Annotated in this window: 23 protein-coding genes; 14 read left to right on the top strand and 9 right to left on the bottom strand. The window is 43.4% G+C overall.

Translation table 11 applies throughout. The features are described 5' to 3' along the window. Positions 1-60: 60 nt before the first annotated feature. The 7 genes from HMPREF1532_RS17860 to HMPREF1532_RS17830 all read right to left on the bottom strand — a co-directional run bounded on the left by HMPREF1532_RS17860 (position 61) and on the right by HMPREF1532_RS17830 (position 8,389). Entirely contained in the window at positions 61-759 is a 699-nt protein-coding gene (locus tag HMPREF1532_RS17860) for a LytR/AlgR family response regulator transcription factor (RefSeq protein WP_005932643.1), read from the bottom strand. A gap of 35 nt (positions 760-794) precedes the next feature. Then, on the bottom strand, positions 795-1,865 hold the full coding sequence (locus HMPREF1532_RS17855; RefSeq protein WP_005932641.1) for a sensor histidine kinase: 1,071 nt from the start codon (positions 1,863-1,865) through the stop codon (positions 795-797). A gap of 28 nt (positions 1,866-1,893) precedes the next feature. Beyond that, the gene (locus HMPREF1532_RS17850; protein ID WP_005932638.1) at positions 1,894-3,114 is read right to left on the bottom strand and encodes an ABC transporter permease; all 1,221 of its coding nucleotides are present in this window, start codon (positions 3,112-3,114) and stop codon (positions 1,894-1,896) included. Positions 3,115-3,321: 207 nt separating this feature from the next. Further along, positions 3,322-4,068, bottom strand: a complete 747-nt coding sequence (locus HMPREF1532_RS17845; RefSeq protein ID WP_005932635.1) for an ABC transporter ATP-binding protein — start codon at positions 4,066-4,068, stop codon at positions 3,322-3,324. A gap of 85 nt (positions 4,069-4,153) precedes the next feature. Continuing rightward, entirely contained in the window at positions 4,154-5,374 is a 1,221-nt protein-coding gene (locus tag HMPREF1532_RS17840; protein ID WP_005932633.1) for an efflux RND transporter periplasmic adaptor subunit, read from the bottom strand. 78 nt (positions 5,375-5,452) lie between these two features. Continuing rightward, positions 5,453-6,883, bottom strand: coding sequence for a TolC family protein (locus tag HMPREF1532_RS17835; protein WP_005932631.1), 1,431 nt, complete (start codon positions 6,881-6,883; stop codon positions 5,453-5,455). Between the two features lie 153 nt (positions 6,884-7,036). Then, positions 7,037-8,389, bottom strand: a complete 1,353-nt coding sequence (locus tag HMPREF1532_RS17830) for an MATE family efflux transporter (RefSeq protein ID WP_005932629.1) — start codon at positions 8,387-8,389, stop codon at positions 7,037-7,039. Positions 8,390-8,516: 127 nt separating this feature from the next. Between HMPREF1532_RS17830 and HMPREF1532_RS17825 the strand changes: the two genes are divergently transcribed. The 3 genes from HMPREF1532_RS17825 (at position 8,517) to HMPREF1532_RS17815 (ending at position 11,289) form a co-directional block, all read left to right on the top strand. After that, entirely contained in the window at positions 8,517-9,161 is a 645-nt protein-coding gene (locus tag HMPREF1532_RS17825; protein WP_005932627.1) for an HAD family hydrolase, read from the top strand. 112 nt (positions 9,162-9,273) lie between these two features. Further along, the gene (gene panB / locus HMPREF1532_RS17820) at positions 9,274-10,095 is read left to right on the top strand and encodes a 3-methyl-2-oxobutanoate hydroxymethyltransferase (protein WP_005932625.1); all 822 of its coding nucleotides are present in this window, start codon (positions 9,274-9,276) and stop codon (positions 10,093-10,095) included. A 6-nt stretch (positions 10,096-10,101) separates the two neighbouring features. Then, positions 10,102-11,289 carry an MFS transporter gene (locus HMPREF1532_RS17815; protein WP_005932623.1) on the top strand — a complete coding sequence of 396 codons (1,188 nt, stop codon included), beginning with the start codon at positions 10,102-10,104 and terminating at the stop codon, positions 11,287-11,289. 90 nt (positions 11,290-11,379) lie between these two features. Here HMPREF1532_RS17815 and HMPREF1532_RS17810 read toward each other — a convergent pair whose 3' ends face one another. Together HMPREF1532_RS17810 and HMPREF1532_RS17805 are read right to left on the bottom strand one after the other, a co-directional pair. Next, positions 11,380-11,739 carry a diacylglycerol kinase family protein gene (locus HMPREF1532_RS17810; RefSeq protein ID WP_005932620.1) on the bottom strand — a complete coding sequence of 120 codons (360 nt, stop codon included), beginning with the start codon at positions 11,737-11,739 and terminating at the stop codon, positions 11,380-11,382. A gap of 120 nt (positions 11,740-11,859) precedes the next feature. After that, positions 11,860-14,076, bottom strand: coding sequence for a RelA/SpoT family protein (locus HMPREF1532_RS17805; protein ID WP_005932617.1), 2,217 nt, complete (start codon positions 14,074-14,076; stop codon positions 11,860-11,862). Between the two features lie 241 nt (positions 14,077-14,317). Between HMPREF1532_RS17805 and HMPREF1532_RS17800 the strand changes: the two genes are divergently transcribed. The 11 genes from HMPREF1532_RS17800 to HMPREF1532_RS17750 all read left to right on the top strand — a co-directional run bounded on the left by HMPREF1532_RS17800 (position 14,318) and on the right by HMPREF1532_RS17750 (position 25,897). Next, positions 14,318-15,835, top strand: coding sequence for a DUF4301 family protein (locus tag HMPREF1532_RS17800; RefSeq protein WP_005932614.1), 1,518 nt, complete (start codon positions 14,318-14,320; stop codon positions 15,833-15,835). A gap of 164 nt (positions 15,836-15,999) precedes the next feature. Next, positions 16,000-17,166 (top strand): formate-dependent phosphoribosylglycinamide formyltransferase, encoded by a 1,167-nt coding sequence (gene purT, locus HMPREF1532_RS17795; protein ID WP_005932612.1) that lies wholly within the window; start codon positions 16,000-16,002, stop codon positions 17,164-17,166. Between the two features lie 900 nt (positions 17,167-18,066). Further along, on the top strand, positions 18,067-19,587 hold the full coding sequence (gene atpD, locus HMPREF1532_RS17790) for a F0F1 ATP synthase subunit beta (protein ID WP_005932607.1): 1,521 nt from the start codon (positions 18,067-18,069) through the stop codon (positions 19,585-19,587). A 123-nt stretch (positions 19,588-19,710) separates the two neighbouring features. Next, on the top strand, positions 19,711-19,956 hold the full coding sequence (gene atpC, locus HMPREF1532_RS17785) for an ATP synthase F1 subunit epsilon (protein ID WP_005932605.1): 246 nt from the start codon (positions 19,711-19,713) through the stop codon (positions 19,954-19,956). A gap of 43 nt (positions 19,957-19,999) precedes the next feature. Further along, positions 20,000-20,431, top strand: coding sequence for a hypothetical protein (locus HMPREF1532_RS17780; protein ID WP_005932602.1), 432 nt, complete (start codon positions 20,000-20,002; stop codon positions 20,429-20,431). After that, positions 20,415-21,518 (top strand): F0F1 ATP synthase subunit A, encoded by a 1,104-nt coding sequence (gene atpB / locus HMPREF1532_RS17775; RefSeq protein WP_005932599.1) that lies wholly within the window; start codon positions 20,415-20,417, stop codon positions 21,516-21,518. Before HMPREF1532_RS17780 ends, atpB begins: the two co-directional genes overlap by 17 nt. A gap of 85 nt (positions 21,519-21,603) precedes the next feature. Then, a complete protein-coding gene (gene atpE / locus HMPREF1532_RS17770) occupies positions 21,604-21,858 on the top strand; it encodes an ATP synthase F0 subunit C (RefSeq protein WP_002560656.1) in 255 nt (84 codons plus the stop codon). A 71-nt stretch (positions 21,859-21,929) separates the two neighbouring features. Continuing rightward, the gene (atpF, locus tag HMPREF1532_RS17765; RefSeq protein ID WP_005932595.1) at positions 21,930-22,427 is read left to right on the top strand and encodes a F0F1 ATP synthase subunit B; all 498 of its coding nucleotides are present in this window, start codon (positions 21,930-21,932) and stop codon (positions 22,425-22,427) included. A gap of 12 nt (positions 22,428-22,439) precedes the next feature. Beyond that, a complete protein-coding gene (locus HMPREF1532_RS17760) occupies positions 22,440-23,000 on the top strand; it encodes a F0F1 ATP synthase subunit delta (RefSeq protein WP_005932592.1) in 561 nt (186 codons plus the stop codon). Positions 23,001-23,177: 177 nt separating this feature from the next. Continuing rightward, entirely contained in the window at positions 23,178-24,764 is a 1,587-nt protein-coding gene (gene atpA, locus HMPREF1532_RS17755; RefSeq protein WP_005932590.1) for a F0F1 ATP synthase subunit alpha, read from the top strand. Positions 24,765-25,012: 248 nt separating this feature from the next. After that, on the top strand, positions 25,013-25,897 hold the full coding sequence (locus HMPREF1532_RS17750) for a F0F1 ATP synthase subunit gamma (RefSeq protein WP_005932587.1): 885 nt from the start codon (positions 25,013-25,015) through the stop codon (positions 25,895-25,897). The last annotated feature ends 39 nt before the right edge of the window (positions 25,898-25,936 follow it).

The raw sequence follows: 25,936 nt of genomic DNA, 5'->3' as shown, positions 1-25,936 counted from the left end.
ATTTATTAAACAAACAGGAATAGACAAATCGGCGTTTTTTACCGATAAACGACTCTTTTTTCAACTTCTTTCATCAAGAAAGGCTTGAAAAGGCTGTTTGTAACTGTCACTGACAGGAATATAGGTCTTGTCAAAAACAATTCGACCACGATCTATAATGCGTATTTTGTCTTTTTGTACGATGAACGAACGGTGTACCCTCATGAAACGGTTGGGAGGGAGTAATTCTTCCATTGCTTTCATACTCATTAATGAAAGGATGGGCTTCGGTTGGTCTTCTGTATATATTTTAATGTAATCTTTTAATCCTTCAATATAGAGAATCTTTTTCAGTTCCACCTGGATGAGTTTATAATCGCTTTTTACGAAAATACTTTCAATCTCTTCAGGCTTCTGTACAAGCTCGAACCATTGTAATGCTTTATTGGCAGCTTGTAGGAAATCTACATAAGAGATTGGTTTTAACAGATAGTCAAGGGCATTTACACGATAACTGTCAATAGCATATTGATTGAAAGCAGTGGTAAATATGATGCGGGTATGGCTGTCTACCATTTTAGAGAATTCCAGACCGTTCAGTTCGGGCATTTGGATATCGAGAAAAAGAAGATCGACAGGATTGCCCGGTAATTCTTTCATCGCTTGTACTGCACTGGAATATTTACCAGCCAGCGCGAGAAATGGAGTTTTATTGACATAACTCTCCAATAAATCAAGAGCCAGAGGCTCGTCGTCTACGATAGCACAATTTAGAGTCATAATTTTAGTGGTTAGAGAGATTAGTGATGAGTGGATTAGTGATATTCACTCATCACTACTTTAATCACTAATTTCGATGAATACTCTTTTTTATCTTCACTTGTTCCGCGTTGCCATTGATAACGCCCCGGATAGATTAATTCCAGTCTTTTACTTACTTGCTCCAATCCGATGCCCGAACCACTTTTATCTGTTTCGGCTTTGGGATGATAGCTATTGGTAATTTCACATTTCACTTCGCCGTTGCCTTCAGAAAAAGAAATGCGTATAAAACTGGGCTCTGTGGGAGAGATGCCATGTTTGAATGCATTTTCTATAAGTGAAATAAAAATTAGGGGGGCTATTTCTGTCCGGTTATCCGGAGCGATATCGATATGTGTTTCTACGGTCACATTAGAAGAAAGACGAATGCGCATTAATTCTATATAATTGCGTATAAAGTCCATTTCTTTTCCTAATGAGACGTAGGTCTGTTGGTTATCATATAATACGTGACGGAGAAGTTTACTCAGTTCTTGTACGGCTAATTGCGCTTTGTCTGTATTGAAAGCAATAAGTGCATAAATATTATTCAGGGTGTTGAGTAGAAAATGTGGATTCAATTGATTTCTTAAGTTCTTCAATTCAGCTTCAGTACGGCTCTTTTCGGCTTCACGACGGGCATCTTCTACTTGTCCCCAGCGAATACTCATTTTGATTGCTGCGGACAGTCCGATGGTAAGTACCATTGAGAACATATCCCGAACAAAGAAAATCCAACCAGGAGGCAGATCTTTACGGGGAGCTTTCGGTGGAGTATTGCCAAAAAGGACGCTTTGCCATAGATGAAGACCGCCACTCATAAGTATGATCAACGCGAGGTTGAGCAACATATATTCGCGGATGCGTCCACTGAATAAATATCGGGGTATAAGCAAGAAGTAATTGAGATAGAATACTATAAAAAAGGAGAGGGAGACTCCGCTATGGCGCAAGTATCCCATCCAGTCAATTGCTTCTCCTCCGCGATTGATGATAAAAAACGGAAATCCGAATACAATCCCCCAACCGATGACATGGGTCAGGACTTCGGCAAACCGAATGTGGTTGTTGGTATATTGTTTCATAATGTGCAAAGATAATAAAAATCACCTGTTATTCGTATCGGATCGCTTCTATCGGATCGAGGTCGGCAGCTTTCTTAGCCGGATACCATCCGAAAAATACACCTGTAATGGTACATACGGCAAACGATAGGAAAACACTCCAAGGCTGTATAAAGATAGGCCAGTGGGCTACACTTTTTACAATCCAACTGGCACCGCAGCCGATAATGACTCCGATGATACCTCCTGTGATACTGATCAGAATGGCTTCTATAAGGAATTGGCTGAGGATATCGATTCCACGTGCACCGACTGACATGCGAAGACCGATCTCCCGTGTGCGTTCTGTAACAGATACATACATGATATTCATAATGCCGATACCGCCTACTACCAGAGAAATGCCGGCAATGCAGGCTAATAGGGTTGTCATTAAATCGGTGGTAGAATTCAGCATGGTACTGAGCTCTTGCTGGCTACGGATGGTGAAATCGTCTTCATCCGAATCCTTCAGTTTATGTTCACGACGCAAAATTCTGGTTATCTCTTCCGTTGCATAGTCGGTCATGGCTTCCGAAAGGGCGGATGCATAGATACCTTGCAAATAGGTTACGGCAAGTAGACGCTTCATGACCGTTGTGTAAGGTGCCAGTACGATGTCATCCTGATCCATACCCATAGAATTGTATCCTTTGGATTTTAAAACTCCGACAACACGGAAAGGGATTTTTCCAAAACGGATGACACGTCCTACGGGATCACTTCCGTCGGGGAATAGGTTATCTACAATGGTTTTCCCGATTATGCATACTTTTGCGGAACTTTGTATGTCTGCTTCCGTAAACATCTCTCCGTTTTCAATTGTCAGTTGCCGGATACTTAGATAATCCAGTCCTACTCCATTGACAGATGACGGGTAGTTGTTGTTACCATAGACAAGTTGCCCTGAAGAAGAGACATTAGGGCTTATGCCGGCCAGATAGTTGGACTCATCGCGTAACTTTTCGTAATTTTCCAACTTCAACGTTTGCATTTCTGAAGCATCCCGACGTACCCCTCCACGCATGTCGCCACCAGGATGTATCATAATCATATTCGATCCCATTTCAGCAATTTGCGTCTGGATACTTCGTTTCGAACCTTGTCCGATGGCCAGCATGGTGATAACCGAGGCAACGCCAATGATTATTCCAAGCATTGTCAGGAAAGCCCTTAGTTTATTGTTGGCTAATGCCCGGAGGGCTATTTTGAATAAATTGGTTCCATTCATTTTGTTTATAATTAGGCAATTAACGATTAAACGATCTAAAGACCGGGAGATTTACGGTTAGACAATTTACGATTTACGATTGAGGTTACTTTAGAAAATGGCTAATTGGATAAATGGTGTACTTTTCATCAACAAGCCGTAAATAAAAGTATTTCCAATCGTAAATAGTAAATCGTCTAATCGTACATCTTCGGATCGATCATCTTCTTACTCCTCCTCCGGCAGTGGCAAAGCTGCCAGTGCTTCTGCGGCCGATTGGATGTTCTGATTGGCAGTATCTTCTTTGATTTGTCCGTCACGAAGGACGATATTCCGACTGCTGTATTGAGCTATTTCCGGATTGTGGGTTACAAAGATGATCGTGCGCCCCTCTGCATGTAATTTCTGAAAGAGTACAAGGATTTCGAATGAGGTGCGTGTATCAAGGTTACCCGTAGCTTCGTCCGCTAATATTACAGCAGGATTATTGACCAAAGCGCGGGCAATGGCTACACGTTGCATCTGTCCGCCGGACATCTGGTTGGACTTATGTTCCAAACGATCCCCTAATCCTACGGCTTGCAATGCTTCGATGGCACGACGCCGACGTTCTGAAGCGCTGACGCTTGCATTATACATCAAAGGAAGTTCTACATTTTCTACGGCAGTCGTTTTCGGCAGCAGATTATAGCTTTGAAAGACAAATCCGATTTTACGGTTTCTCAAGATGGCACGTTGAGGTTTGCTCATCGTGCGTACGGAAATGCCATCGAGCAGGTATTCACCGCTACTCGGAGTGTCGAGACAACCCAATGTATTGAGCAGGGTCGATTTTCCCGATCCCGATGTACCCATAATGGTCACAAACTCTCCTTCGTTGATGGTAAAAGAGATGCCGCGTAAAGCATGGACGGTTTCTTCTCCTACTTGGAAGTTTCGTTTGATGTTATGTAATTCGATTACTTTTTTTTCCATAATTGGTCATTGTTTAATATGTCGATATGCCGGTTGTCATTACATGTGTGAATGAAATTGGGTAATCAACCGGCATATTAGCACATTATTTCTTTTTTCCTCCCGGACGTCCCGGCATGAAAGGACTTTGCTCCTTGTTCTCTCCATTATTCTCTACCATCGGTTGTGACTCGTTATCTGTACCGAGATTGGCTTCGTTTATAACTTGAGTGCCTTCACTTATGCCACTGGTGATTTCCGTTTTGATACCATTACTGATACCTATTTGTACCGGATGGGCCGTGAACGTATTTCCTTCTTTTGTCCATAGTTTATGTTCGCCTTCACAATCTTTTACAATATCTTGCGGGCTGATTAAAGGAACTTCCGGCGTAAAACGTAATGCTCTGGAAGGCACACTGAGCACTCCTTGTTTGTCGAGAGTATAAATAGTAATGTTGGCAGTCAGGCGGGGTTTAAGTTTCAGATCGGGGTTCTGTGCAGAGATGACTACTTCATAAGTGATCACGCTTGTGGTCGTACTGGTTGTACTGCTGCTTGTACTGCTACTGCTGCCCAAGCGGATTTGTGTTACACGCCCCTCGAATACATCATTGGGGTAAGCATCTACCGTAAAGCTTACGCGCTGTCCTTCTTCTACACCGCCTATGTCAGCTTCGTCTACATCGGCTACTACCTGCATTTGGGTTAAATCGGCGGCGATAGTAAAGAGGGTCGGTGTCTCGAAGCCGGCAGCTACCGTTTGTCCTTCTTCTACCGCCCGGTCGATGACTACACCGTCGATAGGGGAGGTGATGGTGGCATATGACAGATTACGTTCGGCCTTTGCCAGAGCTGCTTTACTGCTATCAAACTGACTTTTGGCCTTTTCATAATTATAAAGTGCCTGTTCATAGTCAGTATCGCTGATAAGTTGTTTCTCATGCAACCCCTTGCTGCGTTCATAATTCTTTTTCTGATACTCGTATTCTGCTTTGTTTCCGTCGTAAGTAGCTTGTGCGGATGCTAGTTCGCTTTGAAGGGTGACTTTATCCATTTCCGCAATGAGTTGCCCTTTGCTTACTACTGAGTTATAGTCGGCATATAGCTTGTCTATGATACCTGAGACTTGTGTACCGACTTCTACTTCTGTTACCGGTTCGATAGTTCCCGTAGCAGTTACGGAATTGGAGATGTCGCTTTTGCTTACGGTAACAGTGGTATACGAAATCTTGTGTTTGGCTTTCGAACCACTGAATATCCATATTGCACCACCTGCCACCACTATTATAACGATAGCGATGAGGATAATTTTCTTCTTGTTCATATGGTTTATATTATAATTTATTATTTACTGTTTTTTCTCTACCGATAATGCCTGATTAAACTTTGCATTATTGTTGCTTTATAACTGAATTTCTTCTCCTTGATAGAACTTCAACAGTTGTGCATTCAATATTGCCATGTATTTGGCTTGAAGTGTTTCTTGCTGTGCGCTGAGGAGATTGTTTTTTTCGGTCAGTAATTCTACTGTATTTTTCATGCCCATGTTAAACTGCTCGCTTACCAGTTCATAACTGGTTTGTGTACTGCGCAGTTTCTCTTGGGCAGCTACGTAACGCTGTTGGGCGGTGTTGGCATCCAGCCAGAGACCCTCGATTGCCTTATACAGATTTTTTTGTTCATCCAACAAGTTGAGCATGCTGGTTTCACGTTGAAGTTTGGCTTTTTGTACGGCACTTTTCGTTTGGCGGTTATTAAAGATAGGGACGCTCACGGATACTCCGATAGAGTTGTTCCATCCGTTTTTCACTTGCTGGGCGAAAGTATAGTCCGAACCGCTTGTATTGGTTGTGCCGATACCTGCACTCAGACTGATACTGGGCATATATCCTGCACGGGCTATATCGATGTTGAGTTCCGACGCTTGTACATTGAGTCTGCTTGATTCTATTTCCGGACGCAGGGCAAGAGCAGCTTGGTATACATCTGTTTTGGTGGGTAGCGGAGATAGTACATTACTGTCCTCTAATGTAGGCAGATAGAGGTTCATTTCTTCCTCACCGTCCAACTCAAGGAGTTGTTTAAGCTGCAGTTTGTAATCTTGCAGACTGGACTGTGCAGTAACAAGCTGATAGCGGTCGGTACTGACCTGTGCTTCCAGTTGTGCCAGATCTGCTTTGGAGATGCTTCCGGCAGCAAAGAGTTCTTTGCCGCGTTCGTATTGCGCCTGGCTCAGAGCAAGGGTAGATTCGTTCACCTTTACCGATTCAGCAGCATAAAGTATCTGTACGTAGGTTTGGGTGATTGTCTCTTCAATATCATTCTCCGAGGTTGCTACGTCCAGTTCAGCTGCACGATTGTTTAACTTTTCCTGTTCGATGGTCTTGAGACGCTTGCTGCCGTTGTAAACAGTCCATTGGGCATTTAGTCCATACGTTCCGTTGTAACTGGTTTTACTGTTGTTACGGATAATTTCCGATCCGCTTACAGTACTGCTCGATTCCTGATACGGACGGTTTACCATGTTTTGGCTCGTTGAGAACGAGAGGCTAGGAAAGAGTGCCGCTTTAGCTGTTTTCACATCGACTGCGGTACTTTCTGCCGTGATACGGCTTTTGCGCAAGGTAATGTTTTGTTCTAAGGCATAATCGATACAATTCTGTAGCGTCCATTCGTCAGGGAGCTGCTGAGAACCGTTCTCTACTGTTTGTTCTGTGGCAGGAGTTACAGAAATATCCATAGCCGGATTGTCTTGTGCCCGGAGAATATTACCGCTTATGCTACTGCCGGTTACGCAGAGTGTTATCACTGTCAATCTTCTTACATTTATCATATTTCTTACAGTTTATTATTCTTTTTGACGTATGCGAAGGTACGTACCTATAATAACTGCTGCAAAAATGATAGACGTTGGGGAAAATTTCGACGCTGAATGAGGTTTTTATGTCGATAAGAGAGCGCGAGACCTTACCGGAAAAGATAACGGTTATGAAACCGTATTTTTCATTTTCCTGGTATAGACCGTCAGGATGATGATTGCGGTAATGAATGCCAGTCCGTCTGCTACGGGCATGCTTATCCAGATACCGTTCAGACCATACCAACCGGGGAATATCAAAAGTCCCGGTAAGAGATATACCAATTGTCGCGACAGCGAGAGGAAGATACTGATTTTAGCTTTTCCGATACTTTGGAAAAAGTTGGAAATCACAATCTGAGCACCTACCAGAGGGAACATCAGAATACAAATACGCAAACCTGTTGCCGCCATATTTATCAGTTCTTCACTATCGGTGAAAATGGCCGAAACCGCATGCGGGAACAGTTCACAGATGATAAATCCGCTACTGGTGATCAGTACCCCGACGATAATTCCCAATCGTAACGTATGCTTCACGCGATTTTGTTTTTGCGCTCCGTAGTTGTAGCCGATAATCGGCTGCATTCCCATTGTCAGTCCCATTACAATCATTACATAAAGCATTAATAGCCGGTTCATGATGCCATAGGCACCGATTGCCATGTCACCGCCGTATTTTTGTAAACCGTTATTAATGATGATAACGATTACACAAGCGGTGACATTCATGGCGAAGGGCGACATGCCAATAGAAAAAATGCTTCCTACGATGCGCTTCTTCAATCGCCAGAATCCGTGATGGAAGTGTACGAAGCTGTTTTTACTGCGGAAGTGTTGCACTACCCATACCATTCCTATAAATTGAGAAACAACGGTTGCCATAGCAGCACCACGGATTCCCCAGTGAAAATGGAAGATGAAAATAGGAGCTATAATGACATTTGCCAAAACAGTGACCAAGGATGTCAGCATTGCCTTTTTAGGATATCCGGTGGCACGCATCACATTGTTCAGGCCTATCATGGTATAAGTGACGGGAGTTCCCAACAGAATAACTTGCATGAAGTCGCGTGCATACGGGAGAGTTGCCGGACTGGCGCCGAAGAAGTTTAATATCGGATCCAGAAAAAGGAAAGCGATTCCTCCGAATACTACCGAGTTGATAAGGCACAACATCAATGTGTTTCCTAATACCTCCGTAGCTCCGTCTATATCTTTCTGACCCAGCCGGATGGATGAAATAGTGGCACCACCGGCGGATATAAGTACACAGAAAGCCACTACAAGGTTCATTAACGGGAAAGTGATAGCCAGTCCGGAAATAGCCATGGCACCTACACCATGTCCGATGAAGATGCTGTCTATTATATTATAAAGCGAGGTGATGGTCATTCCGATAATAGCGGGAATGGAATATTGCAATAGGAGTTTCCCAATCTTTTCGGTTCCTAAGATACGTGGATCGGTTTGCTGTGCCATATGTCGGTTCGTTACAGTTTTTTAAGTGGTGCAAAGGTACGAATTATTTGTCTTATCCGTCGATTATTCTGAACTTTGCATCCGAGTTAATACAACGTTTAACGTTTAAAGGTAAAAGAAAGTTTATATGGACACTACGAAAACAATTGCCGCATTATTTGATTTTGACGGCGTTATCATGGACACAGAACTGCAATATACCATCTTTTGGAATGAGCAGGGAGAGAAATATCTGCATGTGAAGAATTTCGGCCCGGGTATTAAAGGACAGACTCTGACACAGATTTATGATAAGCATTTTGCAGGAGAACTTGTCAGTGTACGGGAGCAGATCACTTCTGATCTCAATCTGTTTGAAAAAGATATGGCATACGAATATCTTCCGGGTGTACAGGATTTCCTTGTAGAGCTGCGTCGCCATAATGTCAAGATAGCACTTGTTACCAGTTCCAATGATGAAAAAATGGAAAACGTCTATCGGACCCATCCCGAATTTAAAGAACAATTCGACCGTATTCTTACCGGAGACATGTTTAAGCGTTCCAAACCGGCTCCCGATTGTTTCCTGTTTGGAATGGAGATTTTTGGAACGGTTCCGGAAAATAGTTTTGTTTTTGAAGATTCCTTCCACGGTTTGCAGGCCGGACGCTCTTCCGGTGCCAAGGTGATCGGTTTGGCCACTACTAATTCTCGTGAAGCCATTGCCGGCAAAGCCGATTACATCATCGACGACTTTACCGGAATGACTTATGACAAGTTGTTGACCATTTAGTAGTCAGTTTGTTTGACTTGTCCGGTTATGAATTCTTTCCTTTTTTTTGTTCGTTATGAATTAAAAGTTATACCTTTGCGGCCAATTTATTAATCCATAAATATATAGAAACATGGCTGGATATATATCAGATGATACAAGAAAAGTGACTACACACCGCCTGATAGAAATGAAAGAAAGAGGCGAGAAGATATCTATGTTGACTGCCTACGATTACACTATGGCACAGATTGTAGATGGTGCCGGGATGGATGTGATTCTCGTCGGTGACTCTGCTTCCAATGTGATGGCGGGTAATGTAACTACGCTTCCTATTACACTCGATCAGATGATTTATCATGGAAAGTCGGTTGTACGTGCTGTAAAGCGTGCTATGGTAGTGGTTGATATGCCGTTCGGTTCTTATCAGGGAAATTCTAAAGAAGGACTTGCTTCCGCCATCCGTATAATGAAAGAGAGCCATGCCGACGCATTGAAGTTGGAAGGTGGTGAAGAGATTATCGAAACGGTTAAGCGCATTCTTTGTGCCGGTATTCCTATTATGGGACACCTCGGATTGATGCCGCAATCCATTAATAAGTATGGCACTTATACGGTTCGTGCCAAAGATGAAGCAGAGGCGGAGAAATTGATTCGTGATGCACATCTGCTTGAGGAAGCCGGTTGTTTTGCATTGGTTCTTGAAAAAATACCGGCTGCATTGGCCAAGCGTGTAGCAAGTGAATTGACGATTCCTGTTATCGGCATTGGTGCCGGTGGTGATGTAGATGGCCAGGTATTGGTTATTCAAGACATGTTGGGTATGAACAATGGTTTCCGCCCCCGTTTCCTGCGTCGCTATGCCGACTTGTTCACCGTAATGACAGATGCTATCAGCCGTTACGTTTCGGATGTGAAGAATTGCGACTTCCCGAACGAGAAGGAACAATACTAAATCTGTATGGGAAACCGATTGTGGACAATCCATTTTATACGGATATGTATTGCCAATTTTTTATTGTTCATATCCTTATATATGCTTTTCCCGGTTGTTCCGGCAGAGATGGCAGATCGTTTAGGTGCTCCGGTGTCTCAAACCGGAGCAATGTTTCTTTTGCTTACGTTGGGAATGTTTGCTATCGGGCCTTTTCATGCCTATCTGGTAGATGCCTATAAGCGTAAATATGTTTGTGCCTTTTCGTTTGCCGTTATGATTGCAGCAACAGCGGGATATGGTTTTGTAAACGATATCACTCAGTTGTTGTTGCTTTGTTTGGTGCAGGGAATTGCATTCGGTATGGCTACTACGGCGGGCATTACATTGGCTATCGATATTACCGGTACCCATTTGCGCAGTTCGGGCAATGTCGCTTTTGCGTGGGCTGCACGGATAGGGATGCTGGTCGGTATTGCATTAGGAGTGGTGATTTATCAATGGTATGATTTTCATATCCTGTTGTATGTTTCGGTTATATGCGGGTTAGTGGGAGTTTTCTTTGTATCTCGGGTATACGTACCTTTTAGGGCGCCGATCGTAACAAGACTATGTTCGTCCGATCGTTTCCTTTTGCCTCGTGGATGGTTGCCCGCTCTTAATTTTGCTTTGATTGCTTTTATTCCGGGACTGTTGTTGCCGGTGTTTCATCACTCATTGAGTGATGTCTCGATAGGTAAGATAACAATTCCGTTTTTTGCAATTGTGGGAGTGGGGTTTCTTTTTTCCGTATTATTGGCTAAATTAGTCTACCGGGAGGAAAAATCATTGAGAATAATCATATTGGGAATCAGCTTGATGATGGTTTCTTTCACTCTTTTGGAAGAGTTGCCCACCTCTGTTGTTGCTATGTTATTAGGTTTAGGCTTGGGCTTGGTTACTCCGGAATTTCTATTGATATTTGTGAAGTTATCACATCACTGTCAGCGCGGTACGGCTAATACGACTTATCTTTTGGCATGGGAAACCGGAATGTCTTTGGGAGTTGCTGTTGCCTGTTATATGAGTGTAGAATCGTCAGTGGAGTCCATTTATCACTTGGGACGTATTGTGTCTCCTATAGCACTTTTATTTTTTGTGCTATTGGCTTATCCCTATTTTAAAAGAAAGAGGGTGAGGCCTCTCCCCAACCCTCTCCGTGGGAGAGGGGGCTAAGTTAGTTTCGTTACTGATTTGCAAACCACGGACTTTGTATCTTTAAACTTTATGACAATGGCATCTGTTACTTCCTCTCCTGGGGAGAGGCTATATATAAGGTATAAAGATAACCAATCCTACAATTGCCGCAGCAACGGCACATATCAGTACTGCACCTGCTGCAATGTCTTTTACTTCGCCTGCTATCGGATTCCATTCCGGTGATGTAAGGTTGACCAGTCTTTCAATAGCCGTATTGAAGGCTTCTGCTGCAATGACAACGCCGATACAGATAATGATGGCTATCCATTCAATCCGGTGTATCTCAAAAAAGAAACCTGCCATAATTGTCAGTAAGGCAATGCTCAAATGAATCCATACGTTATGTTCCCGGCAGACAAAACTCTTAATCCCTTTCCCGGCATACGTGAAACTTTTCAAACGCTTTTTTATACTAAATGGTTCCATGAAAATAATTTTTTAATGTGCCAATATGCCAATATGCCAATTACCATGCGGTATGTTTTTTTTATAGCGCAGCCAATTGGCACATTGGCACATTGGCATATTGGCACATTGATACATTATTTAATTTCTACTTACCTGTTTTACTCCTTTTACCGTCCGTAATTTTTTTATCAAAGTTTCCAGTCGTCCGGTATCACCCACCATGATGGTCATTGTGCCCGAGAACAAACCGTCGTGCGAATCGATACCGATTGAGCGCAAAGTGATGTCGTTTTCTTTTGAGATAATCGAAGTTATATTGGTTACGATTCCGATATCATCGTGCCCTACTACACGGAGCGTGATCGGGTATTGCGTGCCTTGCGACTTTCCTGCCCAACGCGCTTTTACGATACGATATCCGAAACGTTCTCTCATTTGATCGGCATTCGGGCAGTCTGCGCGGTGGATTTTAATACCTCCAGAAACGGTAACGAAACCGAAAACATCATCTCCATAGATGGGATTACAGCATTTGGCCAGTTTAAATTCCAATCCTTTCAGATTCTGGTCGATAACAAGTACGTCCTCTTTCGTATTACCTTCTTCTATCTGATTTTGCAGGTTATACCCTTCAGCACTGCGATAGGTGATTTCATCGTGCGTATCACTTTCACGTTTTTGCAATTCGGTATACTTATCCAGTAAGTCGTTTACATCCAGCGTACCGTCGGCAATGGCCTGGTAGAATTCGGTTACTACTTTATAACCCAATCGTTTGATGAGGCGCATCATCGTACCCTCATCATACTCCATTTTCCTGTTTTTGAATTTGCGTTCCAGTGTCTCTTTGGCAAAATCGTGCTGGCGCGCCACCATCTCTTTCAGGGCTTGGCGTATTTTGGTGCGTGCTTTGGAAGTTGTTACAATGTTCAACCAGTCTTGTTTGGGCGTCTGGGTGTTCGATGTCATAATCTCCACTTGGTCACCGCTGTTCAGCTTTTGTTTGAGCTGTACATTTTTTCCGTTTACTTTTGCACCGATACATTTACATCCCAGTTTACTGTGAATGTGAAAGGCAAAATCGAGTACGGTCGCTCCTTTGGCCAGTTTGAAAAGGTCTCCTTTGGGGGTAAATACGAATACTTCATCTTCGTATAAGTCCATTTTGAACTGATCCATCACTTTCAGTGAATCATTGTCCGGGTTTTCAAGTGCTTCGCGTACGGAAGTCAGCCATTCATCGAGTCCGGTTTCTCCTTTTATTCCTTTATAGCGCCAATGGGCAGCCAGTCCCCGTTCGGCTATTTCGTCCATTCGGCGGGTACGGATCTGTACTTCCACCCATTTCCCTTCCGGCCCCATTACTGTGATATGGAGTGATTCGTAACCGTTGCTTTTCGGGATGGAAAGCCAGTCGCGCAGGCGTTTCGGGTTGGGCTGGTACATGTCTGTCACAATGGAGTATACCTGCCAGCATTCCTGCTTTTCTTTATCCGGTTCCGCATCGATGATGATACGGATTGCAAAGAGATCGTAGATGCCCTCGAAAGATGTTTTTTGTTTCTGAATTTTATTCCAGATGGAATGAATGGATTTGGTGCGTCCTTTGATGTCGAACTTCAAGCCGGCTTCTGTCACTTTTCGTTTGATCGGTTCGATAAAGGATGCGATGTACTTATCGCGGGACGCTTTTGTTTCATTCAGTTTGTCTTTGATGAAGTAATATGTATCCCGTTTGGTGTATTTTAGTGACAGGTCTTCCAATTCGGATTTTAGCTTGTACAACCCTAACTTGTGAGCCAGTGGAGCATACAGATAGGCTGCTTCATTGGCTACTTTAACACGGTCTTCTTCGTTGTCGGAGTCTTTGATTTGCCTCATGATATTGACGCGGTCGGCAATCATGATCAGAATCACCCGCATATCTTCGGCAAAGGAGAGGAGCAGGTTGCGGAAATTTTCCGATTCGATGGCCGGACTTTTGGCGTAAAGTTCGTTTGTCTTTACCAACCCGGTAATGATACTTGCTACATCTTCTCCGAATTCACTGCGTACGGTTGTGAGCGGTAATACGTTATTTTTTACGATTTCGTGCAACATGATTCCCACCAGGCACGAACCTTTCATTCCTATTTCATCGGCTACTATAACAGCCGTTTGTAAATCTCTGATTACAGGATTCATACCAAAGTTATTGCGGCAAAGATGATTACACTGTGCTGCATGAATAAGGTATTTTTTCAATTTCCGGGTGTCATCCTTTGTGATACTTTCTCCTGCTGTCCGTATCAGTTGTTTGTATAAAGCGAATAGCTCAGCTTTCTCTTCTGGGGTGAAAAATGAAATATTCTCCATGATAAATAATCATTTAAATGTACCAATTGAATAATTAGCCAATGTGCCAATATGCCAATATGCCAATGTGCCAATTGCCATGCGGTACATTTTTTCATAGCGCAGCCAATTGGCACATTGGCATATTGGCACATTGGCTAATTATTATTTTGCTGTAAAAGTAGTTTTTTTTGTTTAGTAAAAGAGCATAACTAAATAACATTTTGTATTTTTGGGCATCAATTAATAAAATTAGATACGTATGATAACACCACAAGACAAAGAGTTGCTTGCCAAAAAAGGTATTTCAGAAGCACAGATAGCCGAGCAACTGGCTTGCTTCGAAAAAGGTTTCCCATATTTAAAGTTGGATGCGGCAGCGTCTGTAGAGAAGGGAATTCTGGCTCCTGCCACAGATGAACAGGAAGCATATCTTGCAGCATGGGATGCATATAAGAATACGGATAAGACGATTGTAAAGTTTGTTCCTGCTTCGGGAGCTGCCAGTCGTATGTTCAAGAACCTGTTTGAGTTTTTAGGAGCTGACTATGAACGGCCTACGACGAAGTTTGAACAGGCATTTTTTGAAGGTATCGATAAATTTGCATTTTATGATGATTTGAATGTGGCTTGCCGGCGTATGGCAGGAAAAGATATTCCCGGATTGATGGGCGAAGGAAATTACAAAGCTGTGGTTGCGGCTTTGTTGGAAGAAGCCGGATTGAACTATGGGGCTTTACCCAAAGGGTTGCTCAAATTCCATAAATATGAAGAAGGTTCGCGCACTCCGCTTGAAGAGCATTTGGCAGAAGGTGCTATGTATGCCGCCGGAAAGAGCGGTAAGGTAAATGTACATTTCACAGTCTCTACGGAACACCGCGAACTTTTCAAAGTATTGGTGGCCGAGAAAGCCGGAGAGTTTGCAAAACGTTACGGTGTTGAGTATAACATTACTTTTTCAGAGCAGAAGCCCAGTACCGATACGATTGCTGCCGATATGGACAATCAGCCTTTCCGCGATAATGGTAAATTGCTTTTCCGTCCGGGTGGTCATGGAGCATTGATTGAGAATCTGAACGATTTGGATGCCGACATCATCTTTATAAAAAATATAGATAATGTGGTGCCGGACAGATTGAAGGCGGATACGGTATTGTATAAGAAGCTGATAGCCGGTGTGCTGGTTGCTTTGCAGAAACAGGCTTTCGAATATTTGGAATTGCTCGATAGCGGTGATTACTCTCATGATCAGGTAATGGAAATCCTTCAGTTTGTACAAAAGAGCTTATTCTGTAAGAATCCGGAAACGAAGAATCTTGAAGATTCCGAGTTGGCAATGTACTTGAAGAAGAAACTGAATCGTCCGATGCGTGTATGCGGTATGGTGAAGAATGTGGGCGAACCCGGTGGCGGCCCGTTCCTTGCATACAATAGTGACGGTACTATTTCTCTCCAGATATTGGAAAGCTCGCAGATTGATATGAATAATGCTGCTGCAAAAGAGATGTTTGAAAAAGGAACACATTTTAATCCGGTCGATCTTGTATGTGCTGTGCGTGATTATAAAGGACATAAATTCGATTTGGTGAATTATGTAGACAAAGCCACCGGATTTATCTCTTATAAATCAAAGAACGGCAAAGACCTTAAAGCACTGGAGCTTCCCGGCTTGTGGAACGGTGCGATGAGCGATTGGAATACAGTATTCGTTGAAGTGCCGCTTTCTACTTTCAATCCGGTGAAGACCGTGAATGATTTGTTGCGTGAGCAGCATCAATAAATATTGTACTTTAATATTTTTTTTTACTTTATTTTTCATTATGTAGTCCCTGGTTGTCTGTTTGAAGATGGTCAGGGACATTTTTTATATCTTTACTCTTCGTCATTTGAATAAGTTTCATCGAAAAACATTACTTTTGCATATTATTTAAAAAATATTCAATCATGAAAAAAATACTTTTACTCGGTTCCGGTGAATTAGGAAAAGAGTTTGTTATTTCCGCTCAGCGTAAAGGACAGTATATCATTGCCTGCGATTCGTATGCCGGGGCTCCGGCTATGCAGGTGGCCGATGAATGTGAAGTATTTAATATGCTCGATGGTGAGGCATTGGAGCGTGCGGTCAGAAAACATCAGCCGGACATTATCGTGCCGGAGATCGAAGCTATCCGTACCGAACGTTTGTATGACTTCGAGAAAGAAGGCATTCAAGTAGTGCCCAGTGCTCGTGCGGTGAACTTTACAATGAACCGTAAAGCCATACGCGATCTTGCTGCTAAGGAATTGGGGCTGAAAACCGCCAAATATTTTTATGCCACTTCTTTGGACGAATTGAAAGAAGCTGCCGATAAGATCGGTTTCCCGTGCGTGGTTAAACCTTTGATGTCTTCTTCCGGTAAAGGCCAGTCGTTGGTGAAGAGTGCCGATGAATTGGAACATGCATGGGAGTATGGTTGCAGCGGCAGTCGTGGTGATATCCGTGAACTTATTATTGAAGAGTTCATCAAGTTCGATAGCGAAATAACCTTGCTTACTGTCACCCAGAAAAACGGTCCGACGTTGTTTTGCCCGCCTATCGGACATGTACAGAAGGGGGGAGATTATCGCGAAAGTTTTCAGCCGGCGCATATCGATCCTGCTCATCTGAAAGAAGCTGAGGAGATGGCAGAGAAGGTGACAAGAGCTTTGACCGGGGCTGGCTTGTGGGGAGTGGAATTCTTCTTGAGCCATGACAACGGGGTATATTTCTCCGAACTTTCTCCGCGTCCGCACGATACCGGTATGGTGACATTGGCCGGAACACAAAATCTGAATGAGTTCGAACTTCATCTGCGTGCCGTATTGGGCTTACCTATTCCGGGCATTAAGCAGGAGAGGATAGGAGCGAGCGCAGTGATTCTGTCTCCGATTGCCAGTCAGGAACGTCCGCAATATCGTGGTATGGAAGAGGTGACTAAAGAAGAAGATACTTACCTGCGTATTTTTGGTAAACCGTTTACCCGTGTGAATCGTCGTATGGGAGTTGTTCTTTGCTATGCTCCTCTGGGCTCCGATCTGGATACATTACGTGATAAGGCAAAGCGTATAGCAGAAAAAGTGGAAGTATTCTGATAAAAATACTTTGTGAAAATAATATCCATAGATGAAGTGCCCCGTTACGATAGATGTGACGGGGCACTTTTCATTAACATTCTTAACAGTTCATTGGGACTATTATATTCTTGCCGATAAAGAATGTATTTCTTTCCTTTATAAAATGAATCTTTTGCATCTAAGAATACGTTATTAACATACCCTTAAATACGTATTTCTATATCTTAAATATTAGATTTATGTAATGCAGTATATCAGTATTTTATATGATGATATGCATGCTTCCCGGTGATCTTGTGTCCGGTTGTCTCATATGGGGTGATGGGAGATAGTTATGATTTTGATAACTTCACAAAAAGTATGTGAAGGCGTGCAGTCATACATCCGATAAAGAAAAACAGGGCCGTATGGTCATAATAATTACATTTTATCGTTTGCAAAAATTAATAATCATCTTTTCAGGTCATCCGGAAGCTATGATTTCTTACATTTTCCGGATCATTATGGCGAATTTGTTGTGCTCGGACACGAAACTCGTTGTCCTCTTTACTATCTCTTTTGCAATCTAATGAGTTGACTCTTGCGATAAATGCAGAAAACTCGATTGGGTAAAAACGTTTTTCTGATAAAATGAATCTTAAGATAATATTTTGGTTAGAAATACTCTTTTTTTGTTGTGATTATCGGTCTGTTAGTAGTATTTTTAGGCCTAACGAATGTTATCTAAAACAAAAAAAAAGCAAATGAGAATAATGAATCACAATTGTTTCTACATTTGCACAGTTGTTTGTTTAACTACTTGTATTGACGGGTGTGTGAACAAAACAAAATCTCAGACGTTATTTTAATAGTAAAGTTGATAAAAACGCGACTTGCTATGCTATGAAGTTTAGAAAATAATATATAAAAAGATTGCTTATGTCACAGATTATCGGACATATCTCTCAGGTAATCGGGCCTGTGGTCGATGTGTACTTTGAAGGTACGGAGGCCGAACTGGTGTTGCCCAGCATACACGATGCGTTGGAGATAAGAAGGCCGAACGGCAAAATTCTGATTGTAGAAGTGCAACAACACATTGGTGAAAATACGGTAAGAACTGTTGCAATGGATAGTACCGACGGTTTGCAGCGTGGTATGAAAGTATATCCGACGGGCGGGCCGATCACCATGCCGGTAGGTGAACAGATTAAAGGACGACTTATGAATGTTGTCGGCGATTCTATTGACGGTATGAAAGAGCTTAGCCGTGAGGGAGCTTATTCCATTCACCGTGATCCCCCTAAATTTGAAGATTTGACCACTGTACAGGAAGTGCTGTATACAGGTATCAAAGTAATCGACCTTCTTGAGCCTTATTCAAAAGGTGGTAAAATCGGTTTATTCGGTGGCGCCGGTGTAGGCAAAACGGTGCTTATCCAAGAGCTGATTAACAATATAGCCAAGAAACATAATGGTTTTTCTGTATTTGCCGGAGTGGGAGAGCGTACCCGTGAGGGTAATGACTTGCTCCGTGAGATGATAGAATCCGGGGTTATCCGCTATGGAGAAGCTTTCAAAGAGAGCATGGAGAAAGGACATTGGGATTTGTCGAAAATTGACTATGAGGAGGTGAAGAAATCGCAGGTATCATTAGTGTTCGGTCAGATGAATGAACCGCCGGGAGCACGTGCTTCTGTGGCTTTGTCCGGATTGACGGTAGCGGAATCTTTCCGTGATATGCATTCGGAAGGTGACGGACCACGGGATATTCTGTTCTTTATCGACAATATTTTCCGTTTCACGCAGGCCGGTTCTGAAGTTTCGGCATTGTTGGGACGTATGCCTTCGGCAGTGGGTTATCAGCCTACGTTAGCAACAGAGATGGGAGCTATGCAGGAGCGGATCACTTCAACCCGATACGGTTCTATTACGTCTGTACAGGCTGTATATGTGCCTGCCGATGACTTGACCGACCCGGCACCGGCAACTACTTTTACTCACCTTGATGCCACCACGGTACTCGACCGTAAAATAACGGAGTTAGGCATCTATCCGGCGGTAGATCCGTTGTCTTCCACTTCACGTATTCTCGATCCGCATATCGTGGGGCAGGAGCATTATGAAGTGGCACAGCGGGTAAAACAGATTCTTCAGCGTAACAAAGAGTTGCAGGATATCATTTCGATTTTGGGTATGGAAGAACTTTCGGATGAAGACAGAACGCTTGTGAATCGTGCACGTCGTGTACAACGGTTCCTTTCGCAACCTTTCTCCGTAGCCGAACAGTTTACCGGCGTACCCGGTGTGATGGTTTCCATAGAAGATACGATCAAAGGTTTCCGTATGATTCTGGATGGTGAGGTGGATGATCTGCCCGAACAGGCTTTCCTGAATGTGGGTACGATTGAAGAAGCCATTGAGAAGGGGAAACAATTGCTCGAACAGGCGAAGAAATAATGCATGAATGTGCCGATATGCCAATGTGCCAATTGGTAAGACGGCCATTCATAAAATTGAATAATTAATTGTGCGCAGCCAATTGGCACATTGGCATATCGGCACATTAGCACATTATTGAGAATGAAAGAATTGCATTTGAGTATTGTCTCTCCTGAAAAAGAGATATTCGATGGAGAAGTAAATAGTGTGACTCTGCCCGGAGCGATGGGATCGTTTACTATTTTGCCGCAACATGCTCCGATCGTCTCTTCTTTGAAAGAAGGGAAGTTGAGCTATGTGACCGATGATAATGAAGAATGTACGCTCGATATTCAGGGTGGTTTTGTGGAGATGAGTGACGGTAAGGTATCCGTTTGTGTCTCCTGACGATAATATTGAATTTAGAAACAGAAAAACACAGCAACATAAAATGAGCATAAATCTAACAAAGCGTAAGTATCTGCTCTATCTTACTCTTATCACTCTTTTGTTGAGTGGAGTGGGTGGAGTCACTTATTTCTCTTTGGTGCCCGAACATTATTTTGGAGGTTATCCGCTGATTCCGGTATTCTTCTATATTTTCGGAGTATTCAATATCTATATGTTCGATGCTTGCCGGCGGTTTGCTCCCGAAAAGATGTTGCTGCTTCATCTGGCCATGAAGGTGCTTAAGATGTTTCTTTCTGTAATCGTTCTGGTGATATATTGCATGGTAGTCCGGGAAGAGGCGGTGGCATTTCTGCTTACCTTTATCGTGAACTATCTGATTTATCTGGTATTTGAGACAAGCTTCTTTGCAGGCTATGAGCTGAATAAGAAACGACAAAAGAAAAATAAAACAAAAAATGAAACAGTTGCGTAACATATTCACAGGATTGCTCTTCGCGTTGGGGCTGCTTGTTTCGCTTCCTGCACTGGCGCAGGAGGAGATCACACCCGGCGAACAAAAAGAGAACACGGTTGATGTGAAAAGTATCGTTTTCGGGCATATCGGAGATTCATATGAATGGCATATCACTACCTGGGGCAACACACATATCACAATTCCGTTGCCGGTAATCGTGTACAGTTCGAATAGCGGCTGGCACACTTTTCTTTCCTCACGGCTTGAAGAGAACGGAGGAACGTATGAGGGCTTTTCCATTGCTCCTTCCGGAAGCAAGTATGAAGGGAAGATCGTGGAATACAATGAGGCCGGTGAACAGGTTCGTCCGTGGGACATTTCGATTACAAAGGTCACTTTGTCGTTGTTGATGAACAGTGTATTGTTGCTGGTCATTGTTTTGAGCGTGGCGCATTGGTATCGCAAGCGCGAACAGGGAGCATTGGCACCCGGTGGTTTTGTCGGTTTCATGGAAATGTTCATTATGATGATACACGACGATGTGATAAAGAGTTGCGTGGGACCTAATTATAAGAAGTTTGCTCCTTATCTGCTGACTGCCTTTTTCTTTATCTTCATCAATAACCTCATGGGACTGATACCTTTCTTTCCCGGTGGAGCGAATGTGACCGGAAACATTGCCATCACAATGGTATTGGCCATTTGTACATTTCTGGCTGTCAATATTTTCGGTACCAAGCATTATTGGAAAGATATATTCTGGCCCGATGTACCCTGGTGGCTTAAAGTGCCCATACCGATGATGCCGTTTATCGAATTTTTCGGAGTGTTTACCAAGCCTTTCGCGTTGATGATCCGTCTGTTTGCGAATATGCTTTCGGGGCATATGGCTATGTTGGTGCTCACTTGTCTGATCTTTATTTCGGCAAGTATGGGGCCCGCATTGAACGGGACACTGACCGTTGCTTCGGTTTTGTTCAATATCTTTATGAATGCACTTGAGCTGTTGGTGGCATTCATACAGGCTTATGTTTTCACCATGTTGTCTGCCGTATTTATCGGTTTGGCACAAGAGGGGAGCAAGGCCGAAGAAGTGGCTAAATAAATAGCTGAATAAATAACGGTCGGGTGAAGTCATGTTATTCTTGAATTTTAAATTAATAATATAAACCATTTTAAAACTGAAAATTATGTTACTATCAGTCTTATTACAAGCAGCCGCTGGTGCTGCTATCGGAAAGTTGGGAGCAGCTATTGGTGCCGGTCTTGCCGTAATCGGCGCAGGTTTGGGTATTGGTAAAATCGGTGGTTCGGCTATGGAAGCTATTGCACGCCAGCCGGAAGCTTCGGGCGATATCCGTATGAATATGATTATTGCTGCCGCTTTGATTGAAGGTGTGGCTCTGTTGGCAGTCGTTGTTTGTTTGTTGGTATTCTTCTTATAAGATGCCGGAACAAATGATGTGTATCGATTTCTCAATCGTAAATTGTAAATCATTTAATTGTAAATAGCCTTATGTCATTGTTATTACCCGATAGTGGCCTGTTATTCTGGATGTTCCTCTCGTTTGGGATTGTGTTCGTTGTATTGGCGAAATATGGTTTTCCCATCATCGTTAAGATGGTGGAAGGCCGTAAAACCTACATCGACCAGTCTCTGGAGGTGGCCAGGGAAGCCAATGCCCAGTTGTCTAAATTGAAGGAACAGGGCGAAGCGCTCGTGGTTGCCGCTAACAAGGAGCAGGGACGTATCTTGAAAGAGGCTATGCAGGAGCGTGATAAGATTATTCACGAAGCCCGTAAGCAGGCAGAAGCTGCCGCCCAGAAAGAACTGGACGAGGTGAAGAAGCAGATCCAGATAGAAAAGGACGAGGCAATCCGTGATATCCGCCGGCAAGTTGCCATACTTTCGGTGGATATTGCCGAGAAAGTGATCCGTAAGAATCTGGATGACAAACGTGAGCAGATGGAGATGATAGACCGGATGCTGGACGAAGTATTGAATAAGAATTAACTGGAATGAAGTATGGATATAGGAGTTGTTTCAATGCGCTATGCGAAAGCACTGATTGAATATGCAAAAGAAAATCGTGCAGAGGATACGCTTTACAAAGAGATGAAGATGCTGTCGAGAAATCTTTCTGCTTTTCCGAACTTGAAAGAAGCCCTGTCAAATCCTGTGCTGAATATCCGTGAGAAGTATTCGTTGATTTGTGCGGCTGCTACCGGTGATCAAGGAGTAAGCCGTACTTTTTCCCGCTTTATCACATTGGTGCTGAAGAACAATCGCGAACAGTTCCTGCAATTTATTTGCCTGTCTTTTCTGGATTTGTACAGGAAGCTGAAACACATCGGTGTAGGCAAACTTATCACGGCGGTACCTGTCGATAAGGAAACGGAAGAACGGATACGTAATTCTGCCGGTGCGATTCTTCATGCGCAAATGGAGTTGGAAACTGTGGTAGACCCGTCTATTGAAGGTGGTTTTGTTTTCGATATCAATGATTATCGCTTGGATGCCAGCATAGCTACCCAGTTGAAGCGTGTGAAACAACAGTTTATTGATAAGAACAGAAGAATAGTGTAGGGATTTGCGATTAGACGATTTACGATTGGAGGTACTCGGCATTATCAAACCGAATCAAATCGCGAATCAGAGTAATTTCAATCGTAATCCGTCAATCGTCTAATCGTAAATATCAAGAGTTATCCAGTCACTAATTTTCTAATTTTAATCGTAAATAGTCAAATCGTAAATATAATTATGTCTGAAAATATAAAAGTAAGCGAAGTATCCGATATCCTGCGTCGTCAGCTTGAAGGCATCGATACGCGTGTGCAGCTCGATGAGATAGGTACGGTGTTGCAGGTCAGTGATGGCGTGGCACGTATTTATGGGTTGCGGAATGCCGAAGCAAACGAATTGCTGGAATTCGACAATGGCATTAAAGCTATTGTAATGAACCTCGAAGAAGATAATGTGGGAGCCGTGCTGCTGGGACCTACAGATAAGATCAAAGAGGGGTATACCGTAAAGCGTACCCGGCGTATCGCTTCTATCCGTGTGGGTGAAGGCATGTTAGGACGTGTGATCGATCCGTTGGGGGAACCTCTGGATGGAAAGGGCACGATTGGCGGGAAGTTATACGAAATGCCGTTGGAGCGTAAAGCACCGGGGGTAATTTTCCGCCAGCCGGTGAACCAGCCGTTGCAGACGGGATTGAAAGCGGTGGATGCCATGATTCCTATCGGCCGTGGACAGCGTGAGTTGATCATCGGTGACCGGCAGACCGGTAAGACGGCCATTGCCATCGATACCATTATCAATCAACGTGAAAATTATCTGGCAGGCAAGCCTGTGTATTGCATCTACGTTGCCATTGGCCAGAAGGGCTCTACGGTTGCTTCTATCGTGAATACTTTGCGCGAATATGGTGCGATGGAGTACACAATTGTGGTAGCTGCTACAGCCGGTGATCCTGCTGCCTTGCAATACTTCTCACCGTTCTCGGGTGCCGCTATCGGTGAATATTTCCGTGATACCGGCCGTGATGCATTGGTGGTTTATGACGACCTTTCCAAACAGGCCGTTGCCTACCGCGAAGTGTCCTTGATTCTGCGTCGTCCGTCCGGGCGCGAGGCTTATCCGGGTGATATATTCTATCTGCATTCCCGCTTGTTGGAACGTGCGGCAAAGATTATCAATCAGGAAGAAGTGGCGCGTGAGATGAATGACCTCCCCGACAGCCTTAAGGGAATGGTGAAGGGAGGTGGTTCTCTGACTGCATTACCTATCATCGAGACACAAGCCGGCGACGTATCCGCTTATATCCCTACGAATGTAATTTCGATTACCGACGGGCAGATATTCCTCGATACCGATCTCTTTAATCAGGGTAACCGTCCGGCTATTAATGTGGGTATTTCTGTATCCCGTGTAGGAGGTAATGCTCAGGTCAAAGCGATGAAAAAGGTAGCCGGTACATTGAAAATAGACCAGGCACAATACCGTGAATTGGAAGCGTTTACGAAATTTAGTGGCGATATGGATCCTGTGACTGCCCACATCATTGATAAGGGGCAGAAGAATACCCGTTTGCTTGTGCAGCCGCAGTACAGCCCGATGCCGGTAGAGAAACAGATTGCTATCCTTTATTGTGGTGTTCATGGTTTGCTGCGTAATGTACCTTTGGATAAGGTGGAAGATTTTGAACGCAGTTTCCAGGAGAGTCTTGCCATTAACCATCAGGCAGATGTTCTCGATGTACTGAAAAACGGTGTGATCAATGAAGAAGTTGAAAAGGGTATTCGTGAGACGGCGGAAATGGTGGCGAAACAATTTATGAATTAATAAGGTGGTAGAGTGGGTATGTGGTTAAGTAGGTAGTAGTTAAGTAGTCAAGTAGTTAAGTAGGAATGATTTAGAGTGTTGAATCCGGTTTTATTCCCGGTGTTTTCTATTCATTGTATCTGACTGTTAACTTTCAGCTACTAACTTCTAACTACCAGCTTCTAACTACCAGCTACTGACTTCTAACTACCAATTTTCACTATCTCCATGCTTACTACTAAATTCTAACTACTAACTACTAAAACAATATGGCTTCACTTAAAGAAGTAAAAACCAGAATAAATTCGGTACAGAGTACCCGAAAGATCACTTCAGCAATGAAGATGGTGGCTTCTGCCAAATTACATAAGGCGCAAGGAGCCATTGAACATATGTTGCCATATCAAAGGCAACTGAACAAGATTCTGCATAATTTTCTCAGTGGTGATCTTTCGATCGAATCTCCCTATGTGGAGGAGCGTGAGGTAAAGCGTGTGGCTATTGTCTTGTTCTCTTCCAACAGTTCTTTGTGTGGTGCTTTCAATGCCAATGTTATCAAAATGTTTCTGCATACCATCGGTGAATACCGCAAGTTGGGTCAGGATAATATCTTGATTTATCCTATCGGGCGTAAGGTGGAGGAGGCAGTGAAGAAGATGGGCTTTTTCCCGAAAGGCAGTTATCAGCAGTTAGCTGATAAGCCCACTTATCAGGAGGCATCTGCTCTTGCAGAACATTTAATGGAACTTTTCGTGTCCAAGGACATCGATCGTGTAGAACTGATTTATCACCATTTCAAATCGATGGGCGTACAGGAACTGGTTCGTGAAAAATATTTGCCGATCGATCTTACCCGGATAGAAGAGGAACAGGCTGAAGAAATGGAAGGAAATCAGGTAATGAACGATTATATTGTCGAACCGTCAGTCGAGCAGTTTATCGCTGATTTGATTCCGAAAGTATTGTGCCAGGAGGTTTTTACAGCCGCTATGGATTCTAATGCATCCGAGCATGCTGCCCGTACATTGGCTATGCAAGTGGCAACGGATAATGCGAATGAACTGATTCAGGATTTGACCAAGCAGTATAATAAGGGACGCCAGCAGGCGATAACGAATGAGTTGCTGGATATTATCGGGGGATCGATGAAATAATCTTGCCTTAAGTAAATATTTGAAAAGGGGTTGTCCGCT

The organism is Bacteroides salyersiae WAL 10018 = DSM 18765 = JCM 12988 (assembly GCF_000381365.1).
Classification (GTDB): domain Bacteria; phylum Bacteroidota; class Bacteroidia; order Bacteroidales; family Bacteroidaceae; genus Bacteroides; species Bacteroides salyersiae.
The sequence above is the reverse complement of the archived record's forward strand: the minus strand, read 5'-3'. Positions and strand labels throughout refer to the sequence as shown.

Bases quoted from the DNA above. Each gene is read 5' to 3' on its own strand.
- HMPREF1532_RS17860 (WP_005932643.1), bottom strand. From the start codon at position 759: ATGACTCTAAATTGTGCTATCGTAGACGACGAGCCTCTGGCTCTTGAT.
- HMPREF1532_RS17855 (WP_005932641.1), bottom strand. From the start codon at position 1,865: ATGAAACAATATACCAACAACCACATTCGGTTTGCCGAAGTCCTGACC.
- HMPREF1532_RS17850 (WP_005932638.1), bottom strand. From the start codon at position 3,114: ATGAATGGAACCAATTTATTCAAAATAGCCCTCCGGGCATTAGCCAAC.
- HMPREF1532_RS17845 (WP_005932635.1), bottom strand. From the start codon at position 4,068: ATGGAAAAAAAAGTAATCGAATTACATAACATCAAACGAAACTTCCAA.
- HMPREF1532_RS17840 (WP_005932633.1), bottom strand. From the start codon at position 5,374: ATGAACAAGAAGAAAATTATCCTCATCGCTATCGTTATAATAGTGGTG.
- HMPREF1532_RS17835 (WP_005932631.1), bottom strand. From the start codon at position 6,883: ATGATAAATGTAAGAAGATTGACAGTGATAACACTCTGCGTAACCGGC.
- HMPREF1532_RS17830 (WP_005932629.1), bottom strand. From the start codon at position 8,389: ATGGCACAGCAAACCGATCCACGTATCTTAGGAACCGAAAAGATTGGG.
- HMPREF1532_RS17825 (WP_005932627.1), top strand. From the start codon at position 8,517: ATGGACACTACGAAAACAATTGCCGCATTATTTGATTTTGACGGCGTT.
- panB (WP_005932625.1), top strand. From the start codon at position 9,274: ATGGCTGGATATATATCAGATGATACAAGAAAAGTGACTACACACCGC.
- HMPREF1532_RS17815 (WP_005932623.1), top strand. From the start codon at position 10,102: ATGGGAAACCGATTGTGGACAATCCATTTTATACGGATATGTATTGCC.
- HMPREF1532_RS17810 (WP_005932620.1), bottom strand. From the start codon at position 11,739: ATGGAACCATTTAGTATAAAAAAGCGTTTGAAAAGTTTCACGTATGCC.
- HMPREF1532_RS17805 (WP_005932617.1), bottom strand. From the start codon at position 14,076: ATGGAGAATATTTCATTTTTCACCCCAGAAGAGAAAGCTGAGCTATTC.
- HMPREF1532_RS17800 (WP_005932614.1), top strand. From the start codon at position 14,318: ATGATAACACCACAAGACAAAGAGTTGCTTGCCAAAAAAGGTATTTCA.
- purT (WP_005932612.1), top strand. From the start codon at position 16,000: ATGAAAAAAATACTTTTACTCGGTTCCGGTGAATTAGGAAAAGAGTTT.
- atpD (WP_005932607.1), top strand. From the start codon at position 18,067: ATGTCACAGATTATCGGACATATCTCTCAGGTAATCGGGCCTGTGGTC.
- atpC (WP_005932605.1), top strand. From the start codon at position 19,711: ATGAAAGAATTGCATTTGAGTATTGTCTCTCCTGAAAAAGAGATATTC.
- HMPREF1532_RS17780 (WP_005932602.1), top strand. From the start codon at position 20,000: ATGAGCATAAATCTAACAAAGCGTAAGTATCTGCTCTATCTTACTCTT.
- atpB (WP_005932599.1), top strand. From the start codon at position 20,415: ATGAAACAGTTGCGTAACATATTCACAGGATTGCTCTTCGCGTTGGGG.
- atpE (WP_002560656.1), top strand. From the start codon at position 21,604: ATGTTACTATCAGTCTTATTACAAGCAGCCGCTGGTGCTGCTATCGGA.
- atpF (WP_005932595.1), top strand. From the start codon at position 21,930: ATGTCATTGTTATTACCCGATAGTGGCCTGTTATTCTGGATGTTCCTC.
- HMPREF1532_RS17760 (WP_005932592.1), top strand. From the start codon at position 22,440: ATGGATATAGGAGTTGTTTCAATGCGCTATGCGAAAGCACTGATTGAA.
- atpA (WP_005932590.1), top strand. From the start codon at position 23,178: ATGTCTGAAAATATAAAAGTAAGCGAAGTATCCGATATCCTGCGTCGT.
- HMPREF1532_RS17750 (WP_005932587.1), top strand. From the start codon at position 25,013: ATGGCTTCACTTAAAGAAGTAAAAACCAGAATAAATTCGGTACAGAGT.